Below are 24342 nucleotides of genomic sequence, written 5' to 3'. Positions count from 1 at the left end.
GGATTTTTTGCGGCGATTGAGGTTTAGCCGTCTCAGGGTTTCGGACGACTGGCGCGATCCAGCAACGAGAGGATCGAGCGGTAGGGAATCCCGCCATGTTCGGTCAGGCCGATTTCACAGGTCCTCGAGTTGGAGTAGCCGGCATCACAGCCCGCGACCCGTGACGCCAGCCCGTCCAGCGCCGAGGCATTCAGTTCCGGCACCGTGAAGCCCTTGTCACCACTGAAGCCGCAGCAATCGATGCCCTCGGGCACGACGACCTCACGAGCGCAGGCGGCCGCCAGGGCATGAAACTTGTCGCCCAGTCCCATGCGGGTACTGGAGCAGGTGACATGGAGTGCAACGCGCTCGGGCAACGGAGTGATATCCAGGCGCGCCAGCAACTGGTCATGGGCAAACGCCACCGGATCATGCACCACCAGCGACGACTCGAACCGCTCCTCCAGCCGCAGGGTACAGGGACTGGTATCGCACAGGATCGGCCAGCGTCCATTCTCGCTGGCAGCCAGCAATGCCCGTTCCACTTCGGCCGCCTTGCGGTCCCCCTCCTCGAACTGCCCCTTGGACTGGAATGCCATGCCACAGCACAGCGATGACACCTCACTGGGCACCACCACCTCGAACCCCGCCTTGTCGAGCAATGCCAGGGTCACTTCCATGACCGAACGCTCTTCCTGAGGGTCACGCCCGGTCCCGAACATGCGCGTGGCACAGGACGGCAGGTAGACGACCTTGCCGGCCCGTGCTGGACCGGAAGAGCGCCGATCCAGCACGCGCACCGGGGCCGCCGCCGGCATGCCGGACCGCCATGCCGGGATCCGGCCACCACTGGCCTTGCGCGCCGCTTGGCTCATGGCCTGCATGCCGGCGTCCCCCATCAGCTTGCGTCCCCAACCGGCGAGTCTGAGCACACCTCTGGCCGCACGGGTCATGCTGGCAAAGTGTCCTCCTGCCAGCCGTGCCATGCGTGTCTGATGCCTGTTCTGATCATGGCGCATAGCGCGCATCAGGTCGCCGGTATTGATATCCACCGGGCACTGAGTCGCACAGAGCCCGTCGGCGGCACAGGTGTCCACTGCCTGGTACTGGTAGGCGTCACGCAGCTCTGCGAGGCGCGCCTGGTCCTCTGGATAACGAGCCGCTCCCAGGGCTTCGAGGCGTGCCAGTTCGCGACGCACCACGATGCGTTGGCGCGGCGTCAGGGTAAGTTGCTTCGAAGGGCAGACGGACTCGCAGAAGCCGCACTCGATGCACTTGTCGATCAAGGGGTCGGCGGCAGGCAACGGCTTGAGATTCTTGAGGTGCAGACCGGGGTCACGACTCAGCATGACCTCGGGATTGAGCAAGCCTTCAGGGTCGAAGAGCGTCTTGATGTCCCACATCAGCTGATAGGCATCACGACCCCATTCCAGCTCGACATAGGGCGCCATATTGCGACCGGTGCCATGCTCGGCCTTGAGCGAGCCGCCATATTCCACGCCGACGAGCTGGGCGACCTCATCCATCAGGGCCTGATAACGCTCTGTCTCGCCCGGCTTCTCGAAGCCCTGCGGGAAGACGAAATGCAGGTTGCCGTCCAGGGCATGGCCGAACAGAATGGCATCGTCATAGCCGTGCCGCTGAAAGACGCCGCTCAGGGCAGCGACACCCGTTTCCAGGCGATCGATGGGAAAGGCCACATCTTCGATGACCACGGTGGTGCCATTGTCACGCACGGCGCCCACGGCGGGAAACAGCCCCTTGCGGACCTTCCAATAGGCGCCATAGGTGGTGCTGTCGCGGGTGAAGCTCAAGGGGGACAGCGTCGCGACATCCGCCACGGCGTCCTGAACCTGTCCCAGACGCGCCTCGAGCTCCGCTTCGCTGCTACCCCGCACATCGATCAGCAGTGCCGTCGCTCCCTCCGGCAGGTCATTCAGGGCTGCCGGCATCCCCGGCATGCCCTGCACCGAGCGCAGTGCCGCATGATCCATGAGTTCTACCGCCGACACTGGCGTCGGCTTGAGCAACATGGTCGCCCGACAGGCCGCGGCCATGTCGGGGAACAGCGCCAGGGCCGCGGCCTTGTTGGCCTCATCGACCATGCTGCGATAGGTGATGGAGGCGATAAAGCCCAGTGTGCCTTCGGAGCCGATCATCAGGTGCTTGAGAATCTCGATGCCGTCGGCGAAGTCCACCAGGCTGTTGAGCGCATAGCCGGTGGTGTTCTTGAGGCGGTACTTGTGGCGTATGCGGTCCGCCAGGGTCGTGTTGGCCCGGACCCCGGCCGCCAGCGCCTCGAGCTGTTGCAGGAGGTCGGCGTGATGCTCACGAAACGCTGCCACGCTGGCGGCATCCGCGGTGTCCAGCAATGCCCCGTCGGGCAGGATCACCCGCATGTCCTCGACCGTCTGATAGCTGTTCTGCGCCGTGCCACAGCACATGCCGGAGGCATTGTTGGCGGCGATGCCGCCGATCATGCAGCTCGCGAGCGACGCCGGGTCGGGGCCGATCTTGCGCCCGAAGGGCGCCAGCAGGGCATTGGCTCGCGCCCCGATCACCCCGGGCTCGAGACGAATCGAGTCGCCGCCGTCCAGCACCTCGGCGTCACGCCAGGTTTTGCCCAGCTGAATCAGTACCGAATCGGTCAGCGCCTGCCCCGACAGCGAGGTTCCCGCGGCGCGGAAGGTCAGCGGCAAGCAACGCTGTCGACACTCGGCCAGCACCGCCTGCAGCTCGGGCTCGCTCTCGACGCGCACCACCAGCCGGGGGATCAAGCGATAGAAACTGGCATCGGTGCCATAAGCCAGGGTGCGCAGCGGATCGTCGATCAAGCGTGCCGCCGGCAGATGGTCGCGCAAGGCATGTTTCAATGCCTGATAGGCAGCTGCCCGAGGGGTGGCACTCATCCGAAGCTCCTTGTGTCGCGCAGGGCGAGACCATGGCCCTCACGCTGCCATGGGATCCCGTCAGCTCGGCGATGACCTCGCCGGCATGACCCTCACACCAGGCAGCACGAGATTACCGAGTGACAAGGAAAACGTTAGAGTGGCATATCCACGGGGTCAACGCCGCTGCGCGAGTGCAGCAACCATGACCCACTGTTGTTCATCGAGGAAGGCATGCTCGCACCACACGACGCCACAAGCCGCGCACCGCGTCCGCCGCGCCACCGCCCATCACAGACGGCCTCGGTGGCGTGAGCATGCCGGCGAGGCACAGACGACGCCATTGGCGGCCACTGCTGATCGGCCTGGCCCTGGCCGGGCTGGCCCTCTGCATGTGGCAGACCGCTCAGGTCGCACGCCAACAGGCACTTCAGGATCTGCGCCATGACGCGGAGAACGAGTTGCGGCTCTCCGCCGCCAGCCTGGCGGGCCACCTGTCGCGTCATGATTATCTGCCCGAGCTGCTCGCCTCCCGCGAGCTGGTCAAGCGCTTCCTGGCCAACCCCCGAGGCCAGGACCCCATGCCGCTCAACCTGCTGCTCGATCGCTTTCGCGCCACTGCCGGCGTTTCCGACATCTACCTGCTGGACCGTCAGGGCAATACCCTGGCGGCCAGCAACTGGCACCGGCCGGACACCTTCATCGGCCAGAACTATGCCTACCGGCGCTACTACCAGGACGCCATGGACGGGAAAAACGGCCGCTTCTTCGGACTGGGCTCGCAATCCGGCGACCGCGGCTACTATTTCTCGGCCCCGGTCTGGCTGGACGAGGTCAACCCTTCCGCCAGACCGGCCGGCGTCATGGTGATCAAGCTTCAATTGAGTGATGTGGAACGCAGCTGGGCCGAGCAGGATGCCGAACTGCTGGTGACCGACCAGGACGGCATCATCTTCATGGCCAGCCAGCCCGGTCTGCGACTGGCGGCCATGCAGCCCCTCAGCGAAAGCCAACGCCAGGCGATCCATGCCTCGCGCCGCTATGGCAATGCCCCTCTGCCACATGCCGGCATCGAGGTGCTCGAACGACTCGCCGAGCAGACGCGCCTGGTCAACCTTGCTTCCGGCCCGCTCGCCGACACCCGCTACCTGAGCCTGACCCGGTCCATGCGCGACTTCGCATGGGACATGCACATTCTCAAGCCGATCACGCCGGTGGTGAACGCCCAGTGGGTCTTAGCCTTGCTGGCCGGCGGCCTCTATGGACTGGTCGCCCTGGGTGTCGGCATCGGCTGGCAACGCTGGCGACTGCGACGCGAGCGCGAACGCTTCGCCGAGCGCGAACGGCGCACCCTGGCCCAGGCCCGCGACGAACTCGAACGCAACGTCGCGACCCGTACCCAGGACCTGGTGGCCACCAACCAGCGCCTTTCCGATGAAATCGAGGAGCGTCGGCGCGCCGAACAGAGCCTGCGCGAAACCCGCGACGAGCTGGTGCAGGCCGCCAAGCTGGCGGTGCTCGGGCAGTTGGCCGCCGGCATCAATCACGAACTCAACCAGCCACTCTCGGCGATTCGCGCCTATGCCGAAAACGCCGGCGCCTTCATCGAGCGGGGTCGAACCGATACCGCCGCGGCCAACCTGGAACAGATCATCGAGCTTACCGACCGCATGTCGGAGATCAGTGCCCAGCTGCGCCAGTTTTCGCGCAAGAGCGGCGATACCTTGACCAGCGTCTCGGTGCCCTCCTGCTTCGACTATGCCCTGCGACTCTTCCAGGCGCGTCTCAACGAGCTCGGCGTCAGTGTCGAGCGCGACTGGACGGCCGACGATATCTGAGTTCGCGCCGATCCGGTGAGGCTCGAACAGGTCCTGGTCAACCTGATCGGCAATGCGCTCCAGGCCATGACCCACACTGCGGCGCCCCGGCTGACCCTGACGATCCAGGCCGGCAGCGAGCAGGTCCAGGTGGGCGTGGCGGACAACGGCCCGGGCATCGAAGCCTCACAGTTGTCACGTGTCTTCGAGCCCTTCTTCACCACCAAGTCAAGCGGCAGCGGGCTGGGCCTGGGGCTGTCCATCTCGGGACGCATCATCGACGACCTGGGCGGGCGCCTCGAGGCCGGCCACCATGATGGCGGCGGCGCCCTCTTTACCATTACCCTGCCCCGTGACCCGGGACCGCAGGCCCGCCCAGCCACCGAGGAGCCACCCCCGCATGCATGACAACACCGAGCTACCGGTGATGATCATCGATGACGAAGCCCACCTGCGGCTTTCCGCCGGCCAGACACTCGAGCTCGCCGGCTACCGGCCGCAATGCTACGCCAGTGCCGAAGCGGCCCTGGCGGCACTCGAAACCGACTATCCCGGCGTGGTGGTCAGTGACATTCGCATGCCGGGTATGGATGGCATGGCCCTGCTGCGCGAAGTTCGCCGCCGCGACCCGGACCTGCCGGTGGTGCTGATCACCGGCCACGGCGACATTTCCACGGCCGTGGAGGCTATGCGCGAAGGTGCCTGGGATTTTCTGGAAAAGCCCTTTGCCGGCGAACGCCTGGTCGAGGTCGTGCGTCGAGGCAGCGACAAGCGCCGCCTGAGCCTGGAAAATCGGGCCCTCAAGGCCGAGCTTGAAGCCCAGCAATCGGCCCCCGGCCCACGCCTGGTCGGCCGCACTCCGGCCATTCAGCGACTGGCCGCCATGATCCAGCGCATCAGCCGGGTCGAGGCCGATGTCCTGCTGTTCGGCGAGACCGGCACGGGCAAGGACCTGGCCGCCCGCGCCATCCACGAGCGCAGTCCACGGGGCGGCCACCCCTTCGTCGCCATCAACTGCGGCGCGGTGCCCGAGAGCACCATCGAATCGGAACTCTTCGGTCACGAGAAGGGTGCCTTCACCGGAGCCCTCGAGCGTCGCATCGGCAAGTTCGAGCATGCCGCCGGCGGCACCGTCTTTCTCGACGAGATCGAATCCATGCCGCTGTCCCTGCAGGTCAAGCTGCTGCGGGTGCTCCAGGAGCGCAGCGTCGAGCGCCTAGGCTCCAACCAGCCGGTTGCCTTGGATATTCGGGTCATCGCCGCCACCAAGGTGGACCTGAAGGCCGCCGCGGAAGCCGGCGAGTTCCGCGAGGACCTCTACTATCGGCTCAACGTGGTCACCCTGCCGCTCCCGCCGCTGCGCGAGCGTCGCGAGGACATCCCGCTACTCTTCCAGCACTTTGCCGCGGTTGCCGCCAGCCGCAGCGGCATGGAGGCGCCGCCCCTGGATGCCACCGGCGTCTCGGCCCTGATGGCCCACGACTGGCCCGGCAATGCCCGCGAACTACGCAATCTGGCCGAACGCTACGTGCTGCTCGGCATCACCTGCGACTACCACCTGGGCATGCTGATGGAAGGCGTCGACCATGAAGGTAGCGACCTGTCCCTGCCCGAGCAGGTCGAACTCTTCGAGAAACAGCTGATCAGCCAGGCCCTGGCCCGCCACCACGGCCATGTCACCGAAGTCTGCGAAAACCTCGGCTTGCCGCGCAAGACGCTCTACGACAAGCTGCGCCGCCATGACCTCAAGGCCGAGCACTATCGGCACACGGAAACCTGAGCCCGGGCGGCGAGGTGCCGCGCATGACAGGAGCAGCCGCCGCACCACCGGTTATCCCAGCAGGATGAGCAGGCCTCCACCAGCGGCAATGGCCAGGGCCGCCAGTACCACCATGGCGCCGTCGCGGGTGCTCATGCCGATCGCCACCAGCGTCACCGCCAGTGCCGGGATGCCACTGGCGAACGGAACCAGTTCCAGGGGGATCATTGCCAGTCCGCTGACGGCACAGAACAACGCCACTACCTGACTGACCGGCGCACGGGTCAACGCGATCAGGCGCGGCCGAAACCAGCGGTCGAGGCGCTGAGCCACCGGCATGGCCCGCTCGGTCGTGGCGATCAGGGCCTGCTGCTGAATCGCCAGACGGCGCAAGCGTCTCGGCACCCAGGGGGATGGCATCCCCAGACTCCCCTGAATGGCAATCAGAAAGATCAGGACCCCGCAGATAGTGGGTACGCCCGGAATACCGCCGGTGGGCAGCATGGCCACCAGCGCCGGTGCCAACAGCAGCGGACCAAAGCCCCGGGAATTGAGCGCATCCACCAGGGTGCCCACAGCAACATTGCCCGCCTTCGCCTCGTCCTGCAGGCGCTGCAGCACATCACTGATGCTCATGTCCTGACTCATGGGCTCTGGCTCCTGGCTCAAGAGGGTAGAGGGACTATCTGCCGTTGCTTCAGTCCCCCAACAGATGAACCAATCATGTTACACGCCACAGCTGACAGCTTCATGAGCAAAGCATGAAGGGATTGTGAAGAGCGCCATTCAGCTCGGCCAGAGCGCCAGCCACTGCTGCCCCACCGCCTGCAGGCCCATCCAGTTCGGCAACCACGGCAGCATGGCCAGCATCAGCAGGATCAGCGCGACAGCACGCCAGGGTCTGTCATAATCGAACAGCTTGAGGGCGGTCCCGAAGGAGCGCTTGAGGCGCGCGCCCTCCAGGTCGACGCTGTACAGCTCATCGAGCGTCAGATGCACCAGACAACCCACCAGTAGCGCCAGGCCATGCGTCCAGGCCAGCCACGACGGCTGCCCCAGGGCAGCATGGCTCAGCGTACTACCCGTCCAGGCAAAAAAGACGGCCGCCAGCAGCGAGTGCCAGATGCCGCGATGCACCGAACAGCGCTTGAAGAGCGGGGCCAGCACATAGCGCACCCCGGCATAGATGCCGGCACAGGCCATCAGCCAATAGCTGAAGGCCAGTTGCGACTGCAGCAGCCAGGCGCCTGCCGCGGCCGACATGAAGGCCAGCAGGCCGAACACCAGGCGTACCGAATGCGAATGATCCGAATCGATATCCGGCAGAATGCCGCCCAGCGTGGTCAACAGCATGAGCGGCCAGGCCTGCCATGGGGTCCAGAGACCGAAGTGCCAGCCCCCCAGCGCCAGTACGCAGCCACTGCCGGCCGCCACGCTGATATGGGTGCCAAAATTCGCCATGCGCGGATACCTCGATCACTGGATAAACATCCATTATCGCGCACAGGCCTCATGCAGAACAATCAGTTACGGCGATTTTCCGGCAGGTTCCCAGTCACTGCAGCGGCTGGCTCCGCGATCAACCTTCGACGGTGGCCAGATACTCGTCCTTGAGCTTCACATAATTGCCGGCCGTATAGGCAAAGAAGGCGCGCTCCTTGTCCTTGAGAGGCCGCAGCGCCTTGGCCGGATTGCCGGCATACACATGACCGCCGGCCAGCTGCTTGCCCGGCGGCACCACGGCGCCGGCGGCGATGATGACCTCATCCTCGACCACGGCGCCATCCATGACGATGGCTCCCATGCCGACCAGGATGCGGTCGCCCAGAGTACAGCCATGCAGGATCGCCTTGTGACCAATGGTGACCTCATTGCCGATGGTCAGCGGAAAGCCATCCGGGTTGAAATCACTGGCATGGGTGATGTGCAGCACGCTGCCATCCTGCACGCTGGTACGTGCCCCGATGCGGATGCGGTGCATGTCGCCGCGCACCACCGCCATGGGCCACACCGAGCTGTCGTCACCCAGATCGACATCGCCCAGCACCATGCACTGCGGATCGATATAGACGCGTTCGCCGAGATGCGGCGTCATGCCTTTCCAGGCGCGCAGCGTGACCGAATCGCTCATCATGCCTCTCCCCTCATCAAGATACATCGGTGACTCACAGTAGACCGGACCCCAATACTACCAGCGTCAGCGGGATCGACACCCAGCGCACCAGGTTACGCCACAGGCGAAAGCCACCAGGCCCGACCCCCAGGGCGTGCCGGGCGATTGTCTCGGGCATCACCCAGGCGGCGAAGATGGCGATCAGCAGGCCGCCCACGGGCAGGAAGATCTCCGGCGGAATGGTACTGACCAGGGCAAAGACATTCATGCCGAACAGCACCTCGACGTCGGCCATGGTCGAGAACGACAGCACCGACAACAGCCCCAGGGCCCAGACGGCGAGGCCGACTACCGCCGTTGCCCTCCCGCGACCCAGTCCCCAGCCCTGCAGGGTGGCAACGATCGGCTCGGCCAGATTAATCGACGACGTCCAGGTCGCCAGCAACAGCAACAGGAAAAACAGCGACAGCCAGAAGGCTCCGAACGGCAGGTCGGCAAACGCCACCGGCAGGGTCACGAACATCAAGCCGGGCCCCTGACCAGGGTCCATGCCCTGAGAAAACACCACCGAGAAGATGGCGATACCGGCGAGCAGCGCCACGCCCACGTCCAGCACCGCCACCGAGGCCGCGGCACGCGGCAGGCTCTGCTGATCGGGCATGTAGGCACCGTAGGCCATCAGCGCGCAGGCCCCCACGGCCAGAGTGAAGAAGGCATGCCCCATGGCGTGCACCAGCACCATCGGGCTGACCGCCGAAAGATCAGGCGTGAACAGCCAGGCCAGTGCCGTGGTGAAGCCGCTGGTGGTGGCCGCATGGCCAGCCAGCACCAGCAGCAATAGATACAGCAGCGGCATCAACACATTGTTGAGCCGCTCCAGCCCCTTGGCGACACCGCCGGCCACCACCAGCATGGTCATCAGCAGAAAGAGACTGTGATTGACCGCCATGCGGGCCGGGTTGGCAAGAAACGCATCGAAGCCGGCCCCGATCTCCTGAGCACTGCGCCCCACGAACTCACCTCGCAGCGACTGGCTGAGAAACTCGATCGACCAGCCCGACACCACCGAATAGAAGGACAGTATGCAAAACACCGTCAAGGCGCCGAACAACCCCAGCCAGCGCCAGTGACCACTGGCCGATGCGGCGCTGGCCAGATACGCGAGGGACTGCATGGGGCTGCGACGGCCGGCCCGGCCGACCAGGATCTCGGCCATCATCACCGGCACGCCGAGCAGTACCACGAAGGCGACATACAGCATCAGGAAGGCGGCGCCGCCGTTCTCGCCGGTAATGTAGGGAAAGCGCCAGATATTGCCCAGCCCGACCGCCGCACCAGTCACCGCCAGGATGAAGGCACGGCGGCTGCTCCAGCGCTCCAGGGTTTCGTTCATCATGTCTCTCCGATCGGGATGAAGGCGTCGCCAGGCCTGGGCAGCATCGAGGAAGCCGATGGACCCGAGGCCAACCCGGCGACTCGGCAGGCGCGCAGTCTAGCAAGCGCTGATGCATGCGCCCATTGCCCGTGCACATTGAAAACCGTCCGCGGCGCCCGCATCTTTCACGGCAATTCCATCATCTATCGAGGTGCGCATGTCCACCAACCCACTGCTCGAAGCCCACTCGCTCCCCCCCTTCGCCGAGATACAGCCCGAGCACGTGGTGCCGGCAGTCGAGAGCCTGCTCGCCGAAAACCGCCGGGCCATCGATGCCCTGGTGGCGCGTGCCGAGCAGGAGGCGCCACGCTGGGAGTCCCTAGCCGCACCGCTGGAAGCCCTCAACGACCGCCTCGCACGCGCCTGGTCACCGGTGTCGCACCTCAATGGCACCATGAACAATCCGGCATTGCGTGACGCCTACGAGCAGAGCCTGGGCATGCTTTCCGACTACACCACCTGGCTGGGGCAGCACGAAGGCCTCTTTCGTGCCTGGCAGGCCCTGAAGGACGGCCCGGGCTGGGCCGAGCTCGACGCCGGCCAGCGCCGCACCGTCGACAACGCCCTGCGCGACTTCCGCCTGGCCGGCGTCGACCTGCCAGTCGACAAGAAGCAGCGTTACGGCGAGATCCAGGCCCGCCTGTCGAGCCTGTCGAACACCTTCTCCAACCAGCTACTGGACGCCACCCAGTCCTGGCAGCTGGTCCTCGAGGACGACAGCCGCTTGGGCGGACTGCCCCGGAGCGCCCGCGACACCCTGGCCGCCAATGCCGAGGCCAAGGGCCTGACGGGCTATCGCATCACCCTGGACTTCCCCAGTTTCTTCCCGGTCATGACCCACGCCGACGATCGCGAACTGCGTCGCGAGGTCTATACCGCCTTCGTCACCCGTGCTTCCGAGACCGGCCCCAACGCCGGCGACTTCGACAATGCGCCAGTGATGGCGGAAATTCTCGCGCTGCGTCAGGAACTGGCCGAACTGCTGGGCTTCGCCACCTATGCCGACTACTCGCTGGCCACCAAGATGGCCGAATCGCCTCAGCGGGTCATCGGCTTCCTCGACGACCTCGCCGCGCGGGCCGTGCCTCAGGCACGCGAGGAATACGACCAGCTGGCAAGCTTTGCCCGTGACCACCTGGGGCTCGACGAGATGGCGCCCTGGGACGTGGGTTACGCCAGCGAGAAGCTGCGCGAGGCGCGCTTTGCCATTTCCGACGAACAATTGCGCCCCTACTTCCCGGCGCCGCAGGTGGTCGATGGCCTCTTCAAGGTGGTCGAGAAGCTCTATGGCGTGACCTTCGCGGAGGATCACGAAGCGCCGCGCTACCATCCGGACGTGCGCTTCTTCCACATCATGGAGGACGGCGCCCCCATCGCCGGCTTCTACTTGGACCTCTACGCCCGCGAAGGCAAGCGTGGCGGCGCCTGGATGGACGAATGCCGGGTACGTCGCGAGGAAGACGGTACGCTACAGCTGCCGGTGGCCTACCTGACCTGCAACTTCACGCGCCCGGTGGGCGACGCGCCGGCACTGCTGACCCACGACGAGGTCACCACCCTCTTCCACGAGTTCGGTCATGGCCTGCATCACATGCTCACGCGCCAGACCGTCGCCGACATCTCCGGCATCAATGGCGTGGCCTGGGATGCGGTGGAGCTGCCCAGCCAGTTCATGGAGAACTACTGCTGGGAACGCGAAGGCCTGGACCTGATTGCCGGCCACGTCGATACCGGCGAGCCGCTGCCCCAGGAGCTGTTCGACAAGCTGCTGGCCGCCCGCAACTTCCAGTCCGCCATGGGCATGGCGCGCCAGCTCGAGCTCTCACTGTTCGACTTCCGCCTGCACATGGAGAGCGGGGCGCCCAGCGCCGCCGACATCCAGGCCATGCTCGACGAAGTGCGCGACCAGGTCTCGGTGGTACCGCGGGTCAACTTCAACCGCTTCCAGAACGGCTTCGGCCACATCTTTGCCGGTGGCTATGCCGCCGGCTACTACAGTTACAAGTGGGCCGAGGTACTCTCGGCCGATGCCTGGAGCGCCTTCGAGGAGGCCGGCATCTTCGACCCGGAAACCGGGCGCCGCTTCCGCACCGAGATCCTCGAGCGGGGCGGTTCGCAGGATGCCGCCGAGCTGTTCCGGGCCTTTCGCGGGCGCGAGCCCAGCGTCGAACCCCTGCTTCGACACAGTGGCATTCGCGCCGCCTGAATCAACGCTTCACCCGACAAGCGCCGGGAGCTGCCCGGCGCTGCATCATCAGGAGGCCGTATGGCCAACCAGAAACGCTTTATCGCCGGCGCCGTCTGCCCTCGTTGCGCCGCGATGGACCGTGTTCGTACCTGGGAGCAGAACGGCATGCGCTACCGGGACTGCGTCAGTTGCGACTTCTTCGAGCAACTGCCCATCGAGGACGAAACGCCCCCCGAACTGGATACCCGTATCAGCCAGTCGCAGACGGCGCCGGCCTCGCCCCAGGATGACCTGCAGCCCGTCAGGATTCTCGACCCCGGGCCATCGAAGCGTTAAGGCTGGCTGTGCGGAAATCCGCACAGCCACGATCCGGCAATGTGCGAACTCTCGGCCCCGGCAGGCATGTTTTTCTTCCACTTTCGTCGCACATTAAAATCGTAACCCACTGACTAATAGGCGTTACCCCGTATCTGGAACACCTCTTGCTATTCGTATAGGGCATCACGTGGGTCGGCCCACAGGCCGGCCCCGCCACCCGCAAGAACAACCAGTGAACAGAGGGAGACACGCCATGACTCTCAAGACTTGCTTGATCACCGGCACCCTGACCAGCGCCATGCTGGTCACCGCCGCGGCCCAGGCCGATCGCGACGACTGGCCCGACAACTTCACTGTGGGCACCGCCAGTCAGGGCGGTACCTACTTCGTCTACGGCTCCGGCTGGGCCAACCTGATCGCCGATGAACTGGGTCTCTCCGGTGGCGGCGAGGTCACCGGCGGCCCCAACCAGAACCTCGCCCTCGTGCATAATGGCGAAGTCGCCCTCGGCCTGACCACCATGGGCCCGGCCGCCGATGCCGTGGCCGGCAAGAGCGTTCTGGCTCCGGGCGTGCCGATGGACAACGTCTGCGCGCTCTTCCCGATGTACGAGACGCCATTCACCATCGCCGCGCTGTCCGACAGCGGCATCGAGTCGATCTCCGACATCCCCGACGGTGCCAGCATCGGCTTCGGCCCGGCGGCCTCCACCTCCGACACCTATTTCCCCAAGATCCTCAAGGAGCTGGGCGTGAACTTCGATCGCCGCAACGGTGGCTGGACCGATTTGGGCGGTCAGTTGCAGGACGGCCTGATCGACGTCATCGCCTTCGCCGCCGGCATCCCGGTCCCGGCCATCAGCCAGCTCGAGGTGCAGACCGACGTCAATCTCATCGAGTTCACCGAGAAGCAGCAGACCCAGATTCTCGAAGAGTTCCCGGTGTCGCCGTTCCAGATTCCGGCCAGCACCTACCAGACCCTCGAGGAGGATGCTCGCTCCGTGGCCATGTGGAACTTCACCATCGCCGGCTGCGACCTGCCCGAAGACCTGGTCTACGAGATCACCAAGCTGAGCATGGAAAACAACGACAAGATGATGGATATCCATCGCAGCGCCAAGTTCAGTGTTCCCGAGAACATCAAGTACAACACCGTACTGCCCTTCCATCCCGGTGCTGTACGCTGGTACGAAGAGAACGGCTACGAGATTCCAGACGACCTGAAGCTGTAAACCCGTTCCCGTGCTTCAGTCCCGTACCGCCCACGCCGGTACGGGGCCTTCTGCCTGCTCCTTCGTTCCACACCCAAGGGTGTTCTCATGTCTCATAATCCCGACTCGCGTGACGACGCCACCGACGACCCTCACGCCATCAATGCCGAAGGTGTCGACGATATCGCCGTGGAGGCCAACCGGCGCCTCTACAGCGGCTGGCAATGGCTGCTGTTCGGCGGCCTCGCCATTGCCTACACTCTCTTCCATCTGATTTCGCTCAACCTGTATCCGCTCGAGACCTGGTCATTCCGTATTCTGCACATCGCCGGCGCCCTCATTCTGGGATTCGGCCTGTATGCCGGCACGCAGTTTGCCGACGACGACCAGCGTCGTTCGGCCACCTGGATGCGCTGGCTGAGCTATGCGCTGCTCATTCCTGCCATTTACGCCCTGATTCGGGTAGTGATGATGTATCAGGAGATGAGTGCCGGCGCTATGCGTATCGCACCGGCGATCGAAGCCTGGCACTTCGGTTATCCGCTGATCCTGGCCACGGTGGCAGGCATCCTGGTGTCATGGAGCTATCGACAGGTCCGTGACCGCCTTTCTCCCGCCGACCTGGTGTTGATGATCTGTGCCATGGCCGTGGCCGGCTACCTGCTGGTGATGTTCAACAGTCCACTGCGTGCTTCGACCGGCACCTCCTTCGCGCCCATGGGGATCTCCTACGCGGCCATCGCCGGCTCGCTGCTGATCCTCGAGCTGACCCGGCGCGTGGCCGGCCTCGCCCTGGTGATCATCTCGTTGATCTTCCTGGGCTATGTCTTCGCCGGCCCCTACCTGCCCGGCTTCCTGGGCTACCCGGGGCTCTCGGTGGGCCGCTTCTTCAGCCAGGTCTACACCGGCGTCGGTATCCTCGGGCCGACCACCGCGGTCTCGTCGACCTACATCATCCTGTTCATCATCTTTGCTGCCTTCCTGCAGGCCTCCAAGGTCGGTGACTACTTCGTCAACTTTGCCTTTGCCGTGGCCGGGCGCGCGCGCGGTGGCCCGGCCAAGGTCTCGATCTTCGCCTCGGGCCTGATGGGCATGATCAACGGCACCAGCGCCGGTAATGTGGTCTCCACCGGGTCGCTGACCATCCCGCTGATGAAGAAAGTCGGCTATCCGGCGCGCAGTGCCGGGGCCATCGAGGCCGCTGCCTCCACCGGCGGGCAGATCATGCCACCGATCATGGGCGCCGGCGCCTTCATCATGGCCGAGGTGACGGGCATCCCGTATACCGAGATCGCCGTGGCGGCGCTGATTCCGGCCATTCTCTACTTCCTGTCGATTTACTGCATGGTCGACTTCGAGGCGGCCCGCAAGGGCATGCGCGGCATGCGCAAGGACGAGATCCCGCTGTTCTCGAAGCTGGTCAAGCAGGTCTACCTGTTCGCGCCGATCATCATCCTGATCGCCGCGCTGTTCATGGGCTACTCGGTGATCCGCGCCGGCACTCTCGCCATCGCGTCGGCAGCCGTGGTGAGCTGGCTGTCGCCGCACAAGATGGGTATCCGCGCCATCCTTAGGGCACTACAGCTGGCCGGTAGCATGTCGATCCAGATCATCGCCGTGTGCGCCTGCGCCGGCCTGATCGTCGGGGTCATCGGCATGACCGGCGTGGGGGCGCGCTTTTCCTCGCTGCTGCTCGGCCTGGCCGGGGTCAGCCAGCTGCTGGCGCTGTTCTTCGCCATGTGTATCTCGATCCTGCTGGGCATGGGCATGCCGACCACGGCCGCCTATGCGGTAGCGGCCTCGGTGGTGGCACCGGGCCTGATCGAGATCGGCATCCAGCCGCTGGTGGCACACTTCTTCGTGTTCTACTTCGCGGTGGTCTCGGCGATCACCCCGCCGGTGGCGTTGGCTTCCTATGCGGCGGCCGGCATCTCCGGTGACCGCGCCATGGGGACCTCGGTGGCGTCGTTCAAGATCGGTCTGGCGGCGTTCATCGTGCCCTTCATGTTCTTCTACAGCCCGGCCATGTTGATGGAAGGCTCCTGGCTGCAGATCCTGCGGGTCGGCCTGACCGCCACCCTGGGCATCGTGCTGCTGTCGGCCACCGTGCAGGGCTGGTTCTTCGGCCCGGTGAAGGCCTGGCAGCGGGTGGTCATGTTGATCGGCTCGCTGTGCATGATCTACGGCGGCCTGCTCACCGATGTGGCCGGCCTGGCCATCGGCATCGCGCTCTTCCTGATGCAGCGCGGCCGCGGCGATGGCGGCACACGGACCGCCGCCACGAGCTGAGGCCAGTCACTTTCTGAGGATGGACACGGGCATGCACAGCCCGGATAGATAGGCGGGGACAAGTTGAAGCGAGGGTCATCCGCCCAGGGAGGGCGGATGTAGCGCCCAGGGAGGGGTTCACAGCGCCCTCGCGAAGACTTGTCGACGCCTATCCAGCTGGACGCTCTAGCGTTAGAAGACCGTATCGGTCGCCAAATACAAGGGCCCTGCCGAGGGAACCGGCGGGGCCCTTTTCCATCCTCGAAGGCTGATTCACCTCAGTCCGTGGCTGTGCAGACCGCGTTCACGGCAGCTCAAAAGCGCAGGTTATCCAACACCTTCAGGGTCGGCTCGGCCTGGTTGAGCGTGTAGAAGTGCAGGCCCGGCGCGCCGCCATCCAGCAGCCGCTCGCTGAGCCGCGAGATGACGTCTTCCCCGAAGGCCGCGATGCTCGCGCTGTCATCGCCATAGGCCTCGAGCTGCTTGCGGATCCAGCGCGGAATCTCGGCGCCGCAGGCATCGGAGAAACGCGCCAGCTTGGTGTAGTTGGTGATCGGCATGACGCCCGGCACGATCGGTGCCTCGACGCCCAGGGCACGCGCCCGTTCGACGAAGTGGAAGTAGGCGTCCGCCGTAAAAAAGTACTGGGTGATGGCAATATCAGCACCGGCCTGCATCTTGCGGGCAAAGTTCTCGAGATCGCGGTCCAGACTGGGAGCCTGGGGATGCGACTCGGGATAGGCCGCCACGGCGACCTCGAAATGATCGCCGGTTTCCTCGCGGATGAACTCGACCAGTTCGTTGGCATAGCGCAGATCCCCCACGCCTCCCATGCCGGAGGGCAGATCACCGCGCAGCGCGACGATGCGCTTGATGCCGTCTTCCCGGAAACGCGTCAACAGGTCGCGCAGCTGCGCCTTTTCGCTGCCGATGCAGGACAAGTGCGGCGCCGTGTCGATGCCACACTCGCGCACCGCCTTGACGGCATCCAGGGTACGATGCTGAGTGGAGCCCCCCGCGCCAAAGGTCACCGAGAAGAAGCGCGGATCGCGCGCCGCCAGGGCATCCCGAGCCTGCATCAGCTTGTCGCGCCCGGCCTCGGTATTGGGCGGGAAGAATTCAAAGCTGATGCCCATCGGGTGCTGTTGCGCGCTCATCTCAAGCTCCTCTGCTGTGTATCGGTGACGCGGCCATTGTGACGATTCGCGAACGTCGGCACCAATGAAAGATGCGCAGGTCGTCATCATTCTGCTTCATATAAAAACCGGCGCAACTATAACCTGATGCTCTAAAAAAATCGACACGACGCCATGCGCTGACAGTCGCCGGCCGCCAAGGCATGATAGAGGCCCGAATCGACGCCAAGAGGGTGACACAAGGATGGCTGAGCTGGACCCCGACACCCTGATGGGCCCTCTGTGGACACTGCTGGCCTTCGTCGGGCTGGGCTGGCTGGCCGCGCGCCGCCTCGCCATCGATCCACGTCCGATTGCGACCCTGCTGATCTACCTGATCGCGCCGCTGACCTTCTTTCGCGGCCTGGTACTCGGTGGGCCGACACCCGGCTACCTGTTGATCACCCTGGCGCTGTTCGTCACGGCCTGCCTGATCGCCCTGGTCATCAGCATCGTGGCGCGACGGGCACTGCCGGCCGAGGAGAGTGCCGTCCTGGCCTTCTCGGCGGGCACCGGCAACACCGGCTATTTCGGCCTGCCCGTCGCCCTGGTGCTGCTCCCGCCCAGCGGGGTCACGCTCTACCTGTTCGGCGTGCTGGGCGTGACCCTGTATGAGTTCACCCTGGGCTTCTACCTCAGCGCCCGTGGTCGCTTCTCGGTGCGCGAGAGCCTGGTCAAGATCCTGCGTCTGCCGCTGATCTACGCCTTCCTCGCGGCCCTGCTGGTCGAGGCGCTCAGCACCGATGTGCCCGACGCGGTCATGGAGGGGCTGGAGGTCTTCCCCCCGACCTACACTCTGCTGGGCATGATGATCATCGGCATGACACTGGGCCGCATCTCGCTACGCCAGTTCGACTGGCGCTTCATCGGCGCCTGTGTCGCGATCCGCTATCTGTTGTGGCCACTGCTGGCACTGGGCGTGGTTCTCGGCCTGCAGGCCACGCTGGGTATCTCGGCGGATCTGGCCATGGCCCTGCTGCTCATCGGCGTGGTGCCCATGGCCGCCAATGTGGTGGTGGTCGCCATGGAACTCGGCATCGCCCCTCAGAAGGGTGCCCTCGCCGTACTGATCACCACCCTCGCCGCCCCGCTGCTGATCCCGCTCTACCTGGGCTGGATGCTGCCATTGGTGAGTGGCTGAAATCAGGAAGCCCGACCGGCCATCGGCAGTTCGACTTGCTCGGGTAGCGGCGCGCTTGCCATGGGAGGCTCGCGCTCGATCAGCTCACCCTGCCAATCAATCAACTGCAGGCCGCCGTGATGGTTTTCCATCAGCGCCGTGCAGTGCTCGACCCAGTCGCCGTCGTTGCAGTAGAGCACGCCGTCACGGGCGCGGAAGCCGGCGTTGTGGATATGGCCACCGACATAGCCGTCCAGCCCTTCGCGAGCCGCCTGGTGCAAAGCGGCCTGTTCGAACTGCATAACATAACGTCGGGCGGCACCACTGCGCCGCTTGAGGGCAGCGGCCAGCGACCAGTAAGGCATGCCGAACAGGCGCCGCCCGCGATTGCACCAGCGATTGAGCGCCAGCACGAACTGGTGCATGCCGTCGCCCAGCGCCAGCATCCAGGGCGCGATACGCACATGGGTATCGAACTCATCGCCGTGGCTGATCAGCAGACGCCGACCGTCGACGGTTTCATGCACCATGCGCCGTTCGATGCGTACACGGTGGACCTTGAGGCCGCTCAAGCGGCGGAAGGCGGCATCATGGTTGCCGGGGATGTAGATGATCTCGCAGCCACTGCGTGCCAACCGCAGCAGACGCGCCACCAGACGCTGTTGCGCCGGCGGCAGGATCGCCCGCTTCTGCATGGCGATCAGGTCGACGATATCCCCGACCAGATACAGCCGCTCCGGACGCACTCGCCGCAACAGCCGCGCCAGCAGCTCCGCCTGACAATCGCGGGTGCCCAGATGAATGTCGGAGACAAAGAGGGTACGCACGGACACGGGATTCGACATGAGGCTCTCTCCAATCGATGCCGAACCAGCATGACGAGAAGCGATGAAAACCCCATGGCGAAGAGATGACGATGTTGTGTCTCGAAGAAGGAAGAAGGAAGAAGGAAGAAGGAAGAAGGAAGAAGGAAGAAGGAAGAAGCCAGGCTTGAGGCCAGGATGTGTGGCATCAAGGGGTTTCTTCCCTCTTCCAGGCGCGAAGCGCCGTTCTTCATTCTTCCAGCGGCATTAGCCGCGCTCTTCCAGCTTCAAGCTTACAGCTCCGGGCGCAGCCCGGTTCAGTACCTATACCCCTGACTCTTGTAGGGGCCTTCGGCGGGTACGCCGGTGTAGTCGGCCTGGGCGTCTGTCATGCGGGTGATCACGCCGCCGAAGCCTTCGACCATGTAACGCGCGACTTCTTCATCCAGGTGGCGCGGGAGTACCCGTACGCCCAGGGCAACCGGCTTGTCGGCGTCCGGGAGGGCGGCAAAGCCGGCTTCAAAGAGGTGGATCTGGGCGAGCACCTGATTGGCGAAGGAGCCGTCCATCACCCGTGACGGATGCCCGGTGGCATTGCCCAGGTTGACCAGACGGCCTTCGGAGAGCAACAGCAGGTAGTCGCGGCTCTCGGGGTCGTAGTCATCCGGGGCGCTGTCGCGATAGACCTTGTGGACCTGCGGCTTGACCTCTTCCCAGTGCCATTGACGACGCATGTAGGCGGTATCGATCTCGCTGTCGAAATGGCCGATGTTGCAGACCACCGCGCCGGGCTTGAGCCAGCGCAGCATCGGCGCGTCACAGGCGTCGATATTGCCGGTTGCGGTGACCACCAGATCGATCCTTGCCAGCAGGTCACGGTCGAGGCTCGCCTCGCCCTGATTGAGGCCGTCACGGTAGGGGGAGACGACCTCGAAGCCATCCATGCAGGCCTGCATGGCGCACAGCGGGTCGACCTCGGCGACCTTGACGATCATGCCTTCCTGACGCAACGACGCCGCCGAACCCTTTCCGACATCGCCGTAGCCCATGACCAGCGCCTGCTTGCCGGCCAGCAGGTGGTCGGTGCCCCGCTTGATCGCATCCGACAACGAGTGGCGACAGCCATACTTGTTGTCGTTCTTCGACTTGGTCACCGCGTCGTTGACGTTGATGGCCGGCACCTTGAGCGTGCCTGACTGGCACATGTCGAGCAGACGATGCACGCCGGTGGTGGTTTCCTCGCTGATACCGTGGATAGCATCGAGCAGCTCGGGGCGTTGGTCATGCAGCAGCGCGGTCAGGTCGCCACCATCATCGAGCACCAGGTTGGGCCGCCAACCGTCCGGACCCTCGGCGGTCTGTTCGATGCACCACCAGAACTCTTCCTCGCTTTCGCCCTTCCAGGCAAAGACCGGAATCCCGGCGGCCGCAATCGCGGCGGCGGCATGGTCCTGGGTGGAAAAGATGTTGCAGGAGGACCAGCGCACACTGGCGCCAAGATCGACCAGCGTCTCGATCAACACGGCGGTCTGGATGGTCATGTGAATGCAGCCGGCAATGCGGGCCCCCGCCAGGGGCTGAGTGTCGCGATAGCGCGCACGAATGGCCATCAGGGCGGGCATTTCGGTCTCGGCGATGCGCATCTCGCGCCGCCCCCAATCGGCCAGGGTCATATCGGCAACTCGATAATCCACGCCATTGGAAACCGTCACAGCGGGCTGATTCATGAGGCACCTCGTTGTTGGGCAGGACTGCACTCAATATAGGCAGCCGGGTGGCGCCCTCTCAAGTAGACGCTAAAAGCCCGCAATACCGACTTTCTCGAGCCGAGCCGCCAGCCGGCGCACCTCGGCGTGACGGAAGAAGTCGCGCAGGGCACGCGCGCGCACCGGCCCCACGCCGGGCAGGGCCTGCCATTGCGACATCCGTCGTGACGCCAGCTCGGCCCAGCTGACGCGGTCACCCGCTGCAACACCGGCCAGGGCCCCGGGCGGCGCGCCCAGCGCTTCCAGCCAGGCACGGCAGGGGCGCTGGCGCGCTGCCGCGAAGCGAGCTGCCAGGCGCCGCCCGCGTACCTCGCCGATCCCCGACGCCGCCTGCAACGACTCGGCGGAGCGCCCCATCCAATCGAGCAGCCGCGTTACCAGCCCGGCCTCGACCAGTGATTCCCAGGTCCCCGGCCCGACACCCGCCATATCCAGTGCTTGCTCCCCGCTCAGCCAGGCGAGACGCTCCAGGAACTGGCCCTCGCAGCCCGGCTCAGGCTGCCAGCAGCTCAACGCATGGTATTCCGTTGGAGACGGCGCCGTGACGGTGGGTCGTTCAGCCGCTCGCCAGGCGACGCTATCCAGCCGCGGAATCGTATGTCCGGCCAGGCTGATCGCTACCATGTCGCCCGGGCGAATATCCCGCCTTTGCCAACGCGCCAGCGAACCGACGGACACGCGGCGAATGGTACGCCCAGCCAGTGACGTCGGGCGCAAATGCAGCAGCGGGGTGATGCGACCGGTGCGGCCGATCTCGAAGGTTACGCCACGCACCTCGGCCAGCGTCGAACGTGGCGGGTATTTCCAGGCCGCCGCCCAGTCCGGCGGCGCCTGCGTCCTGGACTGCGCCCCAGGCCGACGTCCCTGTTTGAGTACCAGGCCATCGGTGGCGAAGGGCAGCGCAGTATGATGCCAATGTTCGCGCTGATCGCGAACCGCGCGTAGCGACTCGACTGGCCGCGTCCAGCGCGCGGTATCAGGTAAGCCCAGCTCGGTCAGCCGGGCCAGCCGCTTGCGCATCGCGGGCGGTCCACCGGGCCAGTCCCAGACGAACAGCCCGATGCGCTCGGCCTGTGCATTGGCCAGCCGGTCACGGGCCATCCAGCCAACCACCCTACTGCGGGCTCCGGCCGTCCCCTGATTCGCCTGCACATGCGCGTCGAGCCTCTGATAGAGCTCACCGCGCAGCACCAGACGTTGCTCGCTCGGCAAGCGGTCCGGCACCGCCGGGATGCGACGCGCCGTCGCCGTCCAGTCCTGACCGGCCCGACCATCGCCGCGGCTGATGGCCTGCTGCAGTCGGCTCTGCTCATACACCAGGGTCACGGCCACGCCATCGACCTTGGGCTGCATCCAGACATCATCGCGGCGTTGCAGCCAGGCCTCGACCGCTGCGACGTCGTCCAGCTTGATCAGCCCTGACTGGGGAACGGGATGCCGCAAGCGGCCGTCGGCCAGGGCTGCACTTGATTTGTCGACGGGCGGGGCATCGCTGATGGCAACGCCCGGGGCAGGCGCCACCACCGCCGCGGGGAAACATTCCTGCCAGGTCTCGAACCTTGCCTGAGCCTGGTCGTAGACAGCATCACTGACCGACGAGCGGCCATGCTGACGATAGGCACGGTTCCAGGCTGTCAGTCGCTCCTGAAGAGCAGCGAGTTCGCGTTCGCCACGCTCCGGCGACCAGGGCGGACACTCGGCCAGCCCCGTCAAGGGCCAGCAGAGCCATAGCACCAGGCAACATCCTGACCGGTATATCCGCCGCCCCATGACCGCCTCCCCGCCTGTTACCCGTGTTCAGCTTCTGGCTTCGAACCTAGCATGGGGCACGCGAGGCGCCGTGCGACATCGACGACGTCACAGCGACGCCATGGCAGATATCGAGGCGGCGTTTTTACAGGCCGGCCGCAGCTCGCAGGTCGGCGGCGCGATCGGTCTTCTCCCAAGGGAAGGCGGTGAAGGTCTCGATCTGCTCCTGACCGTTGGTGTCGGTCCAGGTATAGGAATGCTCGAACGGCTCTCGGCCGAAGTGACCATAGGCCGCCGTCAGCTGGTACATCGGATGCTGCAGGTCGAGCATGCGGGTGATCGCATTGGGGCGCAGGTCGAAGTGCTCGCGCACCAGTGCGACGATGCGCTCATCGCTGATCCTGCCGGTACCGAAGGTGTTGACCGACACCGAGGTCGGCTCGGCGACGCCGATGGCGTAGGAAATCTGGATCTCGCAGCGCTCGGCGAGCCCCGCCGCGACCAGATTCTTGGCCACATAGCGGCCGGCGTAGGCAGCACTGCGGTCGACCTTGGACGGGTCCTTGCCGGAGAAGGCGCCGCCCCCGTGCCGCGCCGTACCGCCGTAGGTGTCGACGATGATCTTGCGGCCGGTCATGCCGCAGTCGCCCACCGGGCCGCCGATAACGAACTGGCCGGTCGGATTGATGTGATACTGGGTGGACTCGGTCAGCCACTCGGCGGGGATCACCTGCTCGATGATCTCGCGACGCACGCAGTCGCGCAGCTCCTGCTGATCGATCTCGGGGTCATGCTGGGTCGAGAGCACCACGGCATCCACGGCACAGGGCTTGCCCTGGTCATCGTAGCGGAAGGTCAGCTGGCTCTTGGCATCGGGACGCAACCAGGGCAGCACGCCCTGACGACGCAGTTCCGACTGCCGCTCCACCAGGCGATGCGAGTAGTGGATCGGCGCCGGCATGTAAGACTCGGTCTCGTCGGTGGCATAACCGAACATCAGGCCCTGGTCGCCGGCACCCTGGTCTTCCGGCTTGGCGCGATCGACGCCCTGGGCAATATCCACGCTCTGCTTGCCGATCAGGTTGAGCACCCCGCAGGTCTCGCCATCGAAACCGACCTTCGACGAGGTGTAACCGATATCCAGGATGACGCGACGCACCAGATCCTCGAGGTCGACCCAGGCCGAGGTGGTGATTTCACCGGCGACGATCGCCACGCCGGTCTTGACCATGGTCTCGCAGGCCACGCGGGCATGCTTGTCGCGGGCGATGATGGCATCCAGCACCGCATCGGAGATCTGATCGGCAATCTTGTCAGGATGCCCTTCGGAAACGGATTCGGAGGTGAACAGGGAGTATTCGCTCATGGCGTCCTCGACCCTCTACATAATGGAATGACGGCGGCAGGGCATGCTGCCGGGGCAGGCGGCGACGCAGGCCGCGGGCGGCGCTTGCGCCATGGCCCGGGCAATTTATCGGGGGTAAATTCTACACTTTCGCTGCCAGCCTTCCTAGCAACCTCGCCCATGGCCGGACGGATCGTGCGACAATTTGAAGGTAGCCTGCATCTCGGCGACAATAAGCGCTCGAATTTGGCCGCGTCGCCGCGTCTCGCGGCGCTTACAGCCAGCTAAATGCCCGGCCAGCCCCGGCCGGAGGGTGTTTGTAGACTACCGCCGCAGGCGAGGAGCAACTTGATGCCAACCCGCTTCGAACTGGCCAATGCCATTCGCGCTCTTTCCATGGATGCCGTTC

16 protein-coding genes and 1 pseudogene are annotated in these 24342 nt (G+C 65.1%); 7 read left to right on the top strand and 10 right to left on the bottom strand.

Going from position 1 to position 24342, the window contains the following annotated elements:
• Positions 1–32: 32 nt before the first annotated feature.
• A complete protein-coding gene (locus HHA01_RS13830; RefSeq protein ID WP_141321714.1) occupies positions 33–2888 on the bottom strand; it encodes an FAD-binding and (Fe-S)-binding domain-containing protein in 2856 nt (951 codons plus the stop codon).
• Positions 2889–3184: 296 nt separating this feature from the next.
• Here HHA01_RS13830 and HHA01_RS13825 point away from each other — a divergent pair.
• A pseudogene (locus tag HHA01_RS13825) lies at positions 3185–5092 on the top strand (sensor histidine kinase).
• Entirely contained in the window at positions 5085–6464 is a 1380-nt protein-coding gene (locus HHA01_RS13820) for a sigma-54-dependent transcriptional regulator (protein ID WP_141321712.1), read from the top strand. The pseudogene HHA01_RS13825 and the gene HHA01_RS13820 overlap by 8 nt, the downstream one beginning before the upstream one ends.
• Before the next feature lie 51 nt (positions 6465–6515).
• Here the strand turns inward: HHA01_RS13820 and HHA01_RS13815 are convergent, their stop codons facing one another.
• The 4 genes from HHA01_RS13815 to HHA01_RS13800 all read right to left on the bottom strand — a co-directional run bounded on the left by HHA01_RS13815 (position 6516) and on the right by HHA01_RS13800 (position 9949).
• Positions 6516–7091 (bottom strand): exopolysaccharide biosynthesis protein, encoded by a 576-nt coding sequence (locus HHA01_RS13815; protein ID WP_141321710.1) that lies wholly within the window; start codon positions 7089–7091, stop codon positions 6516–6518.
• Between the two features lie 138 nt (positions 7092–7229).
• Entirely contained in the window at positions 7230–7904 is a 675-nt protein-coding gene (locus HHA01_RS13810) for a metal-dependent hydrolase (protein WP_141321708.1), read from the bottom strand.
• 118 nt (positions 7905–8022) lie between these two features.
• Positions 8023–8574 (bottom strand): gamma carbonic anhydrase family protein, encoded by a 552-nt coding sequence (locus HHA01_RS13805; protein WP_141321706.1) that lies wholly within the window; start codon positions 8572–8574, stop codon positions 8023–8025.
• 34 nt (positions 8575–8608) lie between these two features.
• Complete coding sequence (locus tag HHA01_RS13800; RefSeq protein ID WP_141321716.1) at positions 8609–9949, bottom strand: sodium-dependent transporter; 1341 nt, start codon at positions 9947–9949, stop codon at positions 8609–8611.
• Between the two features lie 199 nt (positions 9950–10148).
• On the opposite strand from HHA01_RS13800, the gene prlC reads away from it, so the two are divergent.
• The 4 genes from prlC to HHA01_RS13780 all read left to right on the top strand — a co-directional run bounded on the left by prlC (position 10149) and on the right by HHA01_RS13780 (position 15996).
• Positions 10149–12197, top strand: a complete 2049-nt coding sequence (gene prlC, locus HHA01_RS13795; RefSeq protein WP_141321704.1) for an oligopeptidase A — start codon at positions 10149–10151, stop codon at positions 12195–12197.
• Positions 12198–12257: 60 nt separating this feature from the next.
• A complete protein-coding gene (locus HHA01_RS13790) occupies positions 12258–12515 on the top strand; it encodes a YheV family putative zinc ribbon protein (RefSeq protein ID WP_141321702.1) in 258 nt (85 codons plus the stop codon).
• Positions 12516–12750: 235 nt separating this feature from the next.
• On the top strand, positions 12751–13728 hold the full coding sequence (locus HHA01_RS13785; RefSeq protein ID WP_141321700.1) for a TAXI family TRAP transporter solute-binding subunit: 978 nt from the start codon (positions 12751–12753) through the stop codon (positions 13726–13728).
• An 87-nt stretch (positions 13729–13815) separates the two neighbouring features.
• Positions 13816–15996, top strand: coding sequence for a TRAP transporter permease (locus HHA01_RS13780; protein WP_141321698.1), 2181 nt, complete (start codon positions 13816–13818; stop codon positions 15994–15996).
• A gap of 293 nt (positions 15997–16289) precedes the next feature.
• On the opposite strand, the gene metF is transcribed toward HHA01_RS13780, so the two are convergent.
• Positions 16290–17132 carry a methylenetetrahydrofolate reductase [NAD(P)H] gene (gene metF / locus HHA01_RS13775; RefSeq protein ID WP_141321696.1) on the bottom strand — a complete coding sequence of 281 codons (843 nt, stop codon included), beginning with the start codon at positions 17130–17132 and terminating at the stop codon, positions 16290–16292.
• A gap of 223 nt (positions 17133–17355) precedes the next feature.
• On the opposite strand from metF, the gene HHA01_RS13770 reads away from it, so the two are divergent.
• The gene (locus HHA01_RS13770; RefSeq protein WP_141321694.1) at positions 17356–18291 is read left to right on the top strand and encodes an AEC family transporter; all 936 of its coding nucleotides are present in this window, start codon (positions 17356–17358) and stop codon (positions 18289–18291) included.
• Between the two features lie 2 nt (positions 18292–18293).
• Here the strand turns inward: HHA01_RS13770 and HHA01_RS13765 are convergent, their stop codons facing one another.
• From HHA01_RS13765 to metK, 4 genes are all read right to left on the bottom strand, one after another.
• Positions 18294–19115 (bottom strand): UDP-2,3-diacylglucosamine diphosphatase, encoded by an 822-nt coding sequence (locus tag HHA01_RS13765; protein ID WP_141321692.1) that lies wholly within the window; start codon positions 19113–19115, stop codon positions 18294–18296.
• Between the two features lie 275 nt (positions 19116–19390).
• Positions 19391–20800 carry an adenosylhomocysteinase gene (gene ahcY, locus HHA01_RS13760; protein ID WP_141321690.1) on the bottom strand — a complete coding sequence of 470 codons (1410 nt, stop codon included), beginning with the start codon at positions 20798–20800 and terminating at the stop codon, positions 19391–19393.
• A 69-nt stretch (positions 20801–20869) separates the two neighbouring features.
• Positions 20870–22573: an NAD-dependent DNA ligase LigB gene (ligB, locus tag HHA01_RS13755; protein ID WP_246053913.1), complete on the bottom strand. Its 1704-nt coding sequence runs from the start codon at positions 22571–22573 to the stop codon at positions 20870–20872.
• 160 nt (positions 22574–22733) lie between these two features.
• Positions 22734–23954, bottom strand: coding sequence for a methionine adenosyltransferase (gene metK, locus HHA01_RS13750; RefSeq protein ID WP_141321686.1), 1221 nt, complete (start codon positions 23952–23954; stop codon positions 22734–22736).
• Positions 23955–24342 lie beyond the last annotated feature (388 nt).

Origin of the sequence: Halomonas halmophila (assembly GCF_006540005.1) — a bacterium.
Lineage (GTDB): Bacteria > Pseudomonadota > Gammaproteobacteria > Pseudomonadales > Halomonadaceae > Halomonas > Halomonas halmophila.
This window is presented reverse-complemented; position numbering and strand designations above follow the sequence as displayed.

Bases quoted from the DNA above. Each gene is read 5' to 3' on its own strand.
- prlC (WP_141321704.1), top strand. From the start codon at position 10,149: ATGTCCACCAACCCACTGCTCGAAGCCCACTCGCTCCCCCCCTTCGCC.
- metF (WP_141321696.1), bottom strand. From the start codon at position 17,132: ATGAGCGCGCAACAGCACCCGATGGGCATCAGCTTTGAATTCTTCCCG.
- HHA01_RS13765 (WP_141321692.1), bottom strand. From the start codon at position 19,115: ATGTCGAATCCCGTGTCCGTGCGTACCCTCTTTGTCTCCGACATTCAT.
- HHA01_RS13810 (WP_141321708.1), bottom strand. From the start codon at position 7,904: ATGGCGAATTTTGGCACCCATATCAGCGTGGCGGCCGGCAGTGGCTGC.
- ahcY (WP_141321690.1), bottom strand. From the start codon at position 20,800: ATGAATCAGCCCGCTGTGACGGTTTCCAATGGCGTGGATTATCGAGTT.
- HHA01_RS13805 (WP_141321706.1), bottom strand. From the start codon at position 8,574: ATGAGCGATTCGGTCACGCTGCGCGCCTGGAAAGGCATGACGCCGCAT.
- metK (WP_141321686.1), bottom strand. From the start codon at position 23,954: ATGAGCGAATACTCCCTGTTCACCTCCGAATCCGTTTCCGAAGGGCAT.
- HHA01_RS13830 (WP_141321714.1), bottom strand. From the start codon at position 2,888: ATGAGTGCCACCCCTCGGGCAGCTGCCTATCAGGCATTGAAACATGCC.
- HHA01_RS13770 (WP_141321694.1), top strand. From the start codon at position 17,356: ATGGCTGAGCTGGACCCCGACACCCTGATGGGCCCTCTGTGGACACTG.
- HHA01_RS13785 (WP_141321700.1), top strand. From the start codon at position 12,751: ATGACTCTCAAGACTTGCTTGATCACCGGCACCCTGACCAGCGCCATG.
- HHA01_RS13780 (WP_141321698.1), top strand. From the start codon at position 13,816: ATGTCTCATAATCCCGACTCGCGTGACGACGCCACCGACGACCCTCAC.
- HHA01_RS13815 (WP_141321710.1), bottom strand. From the start codon at position 7,091: ATGAGTCAGGACATGAGCATCAGTGATGTGCTGCAGCGCCTGCAGGAC.
- HHA01_RS13800 (WP_141321716.1), bottom strand. From the start codon at position 9,949: ATGAACGAAACCCTGGAGCGCTGGAGCAGCCGCCGTGCCTTCATCCTG.
- HHA01_RS13820 (WP_141321712.1), top strand. From the start codon at position 5,085: ATGCATGACAACACCGAGCTACCGGTGATGATCATCGATGACGAAGCC.
- HHA01_RS13790 (WP_141321702.1), top strand. From the start codon at position 12,258: ATGGCCAACCAGAAACGCTTTATCGCCGGCGCCGTCTGCCCTCGTTGC.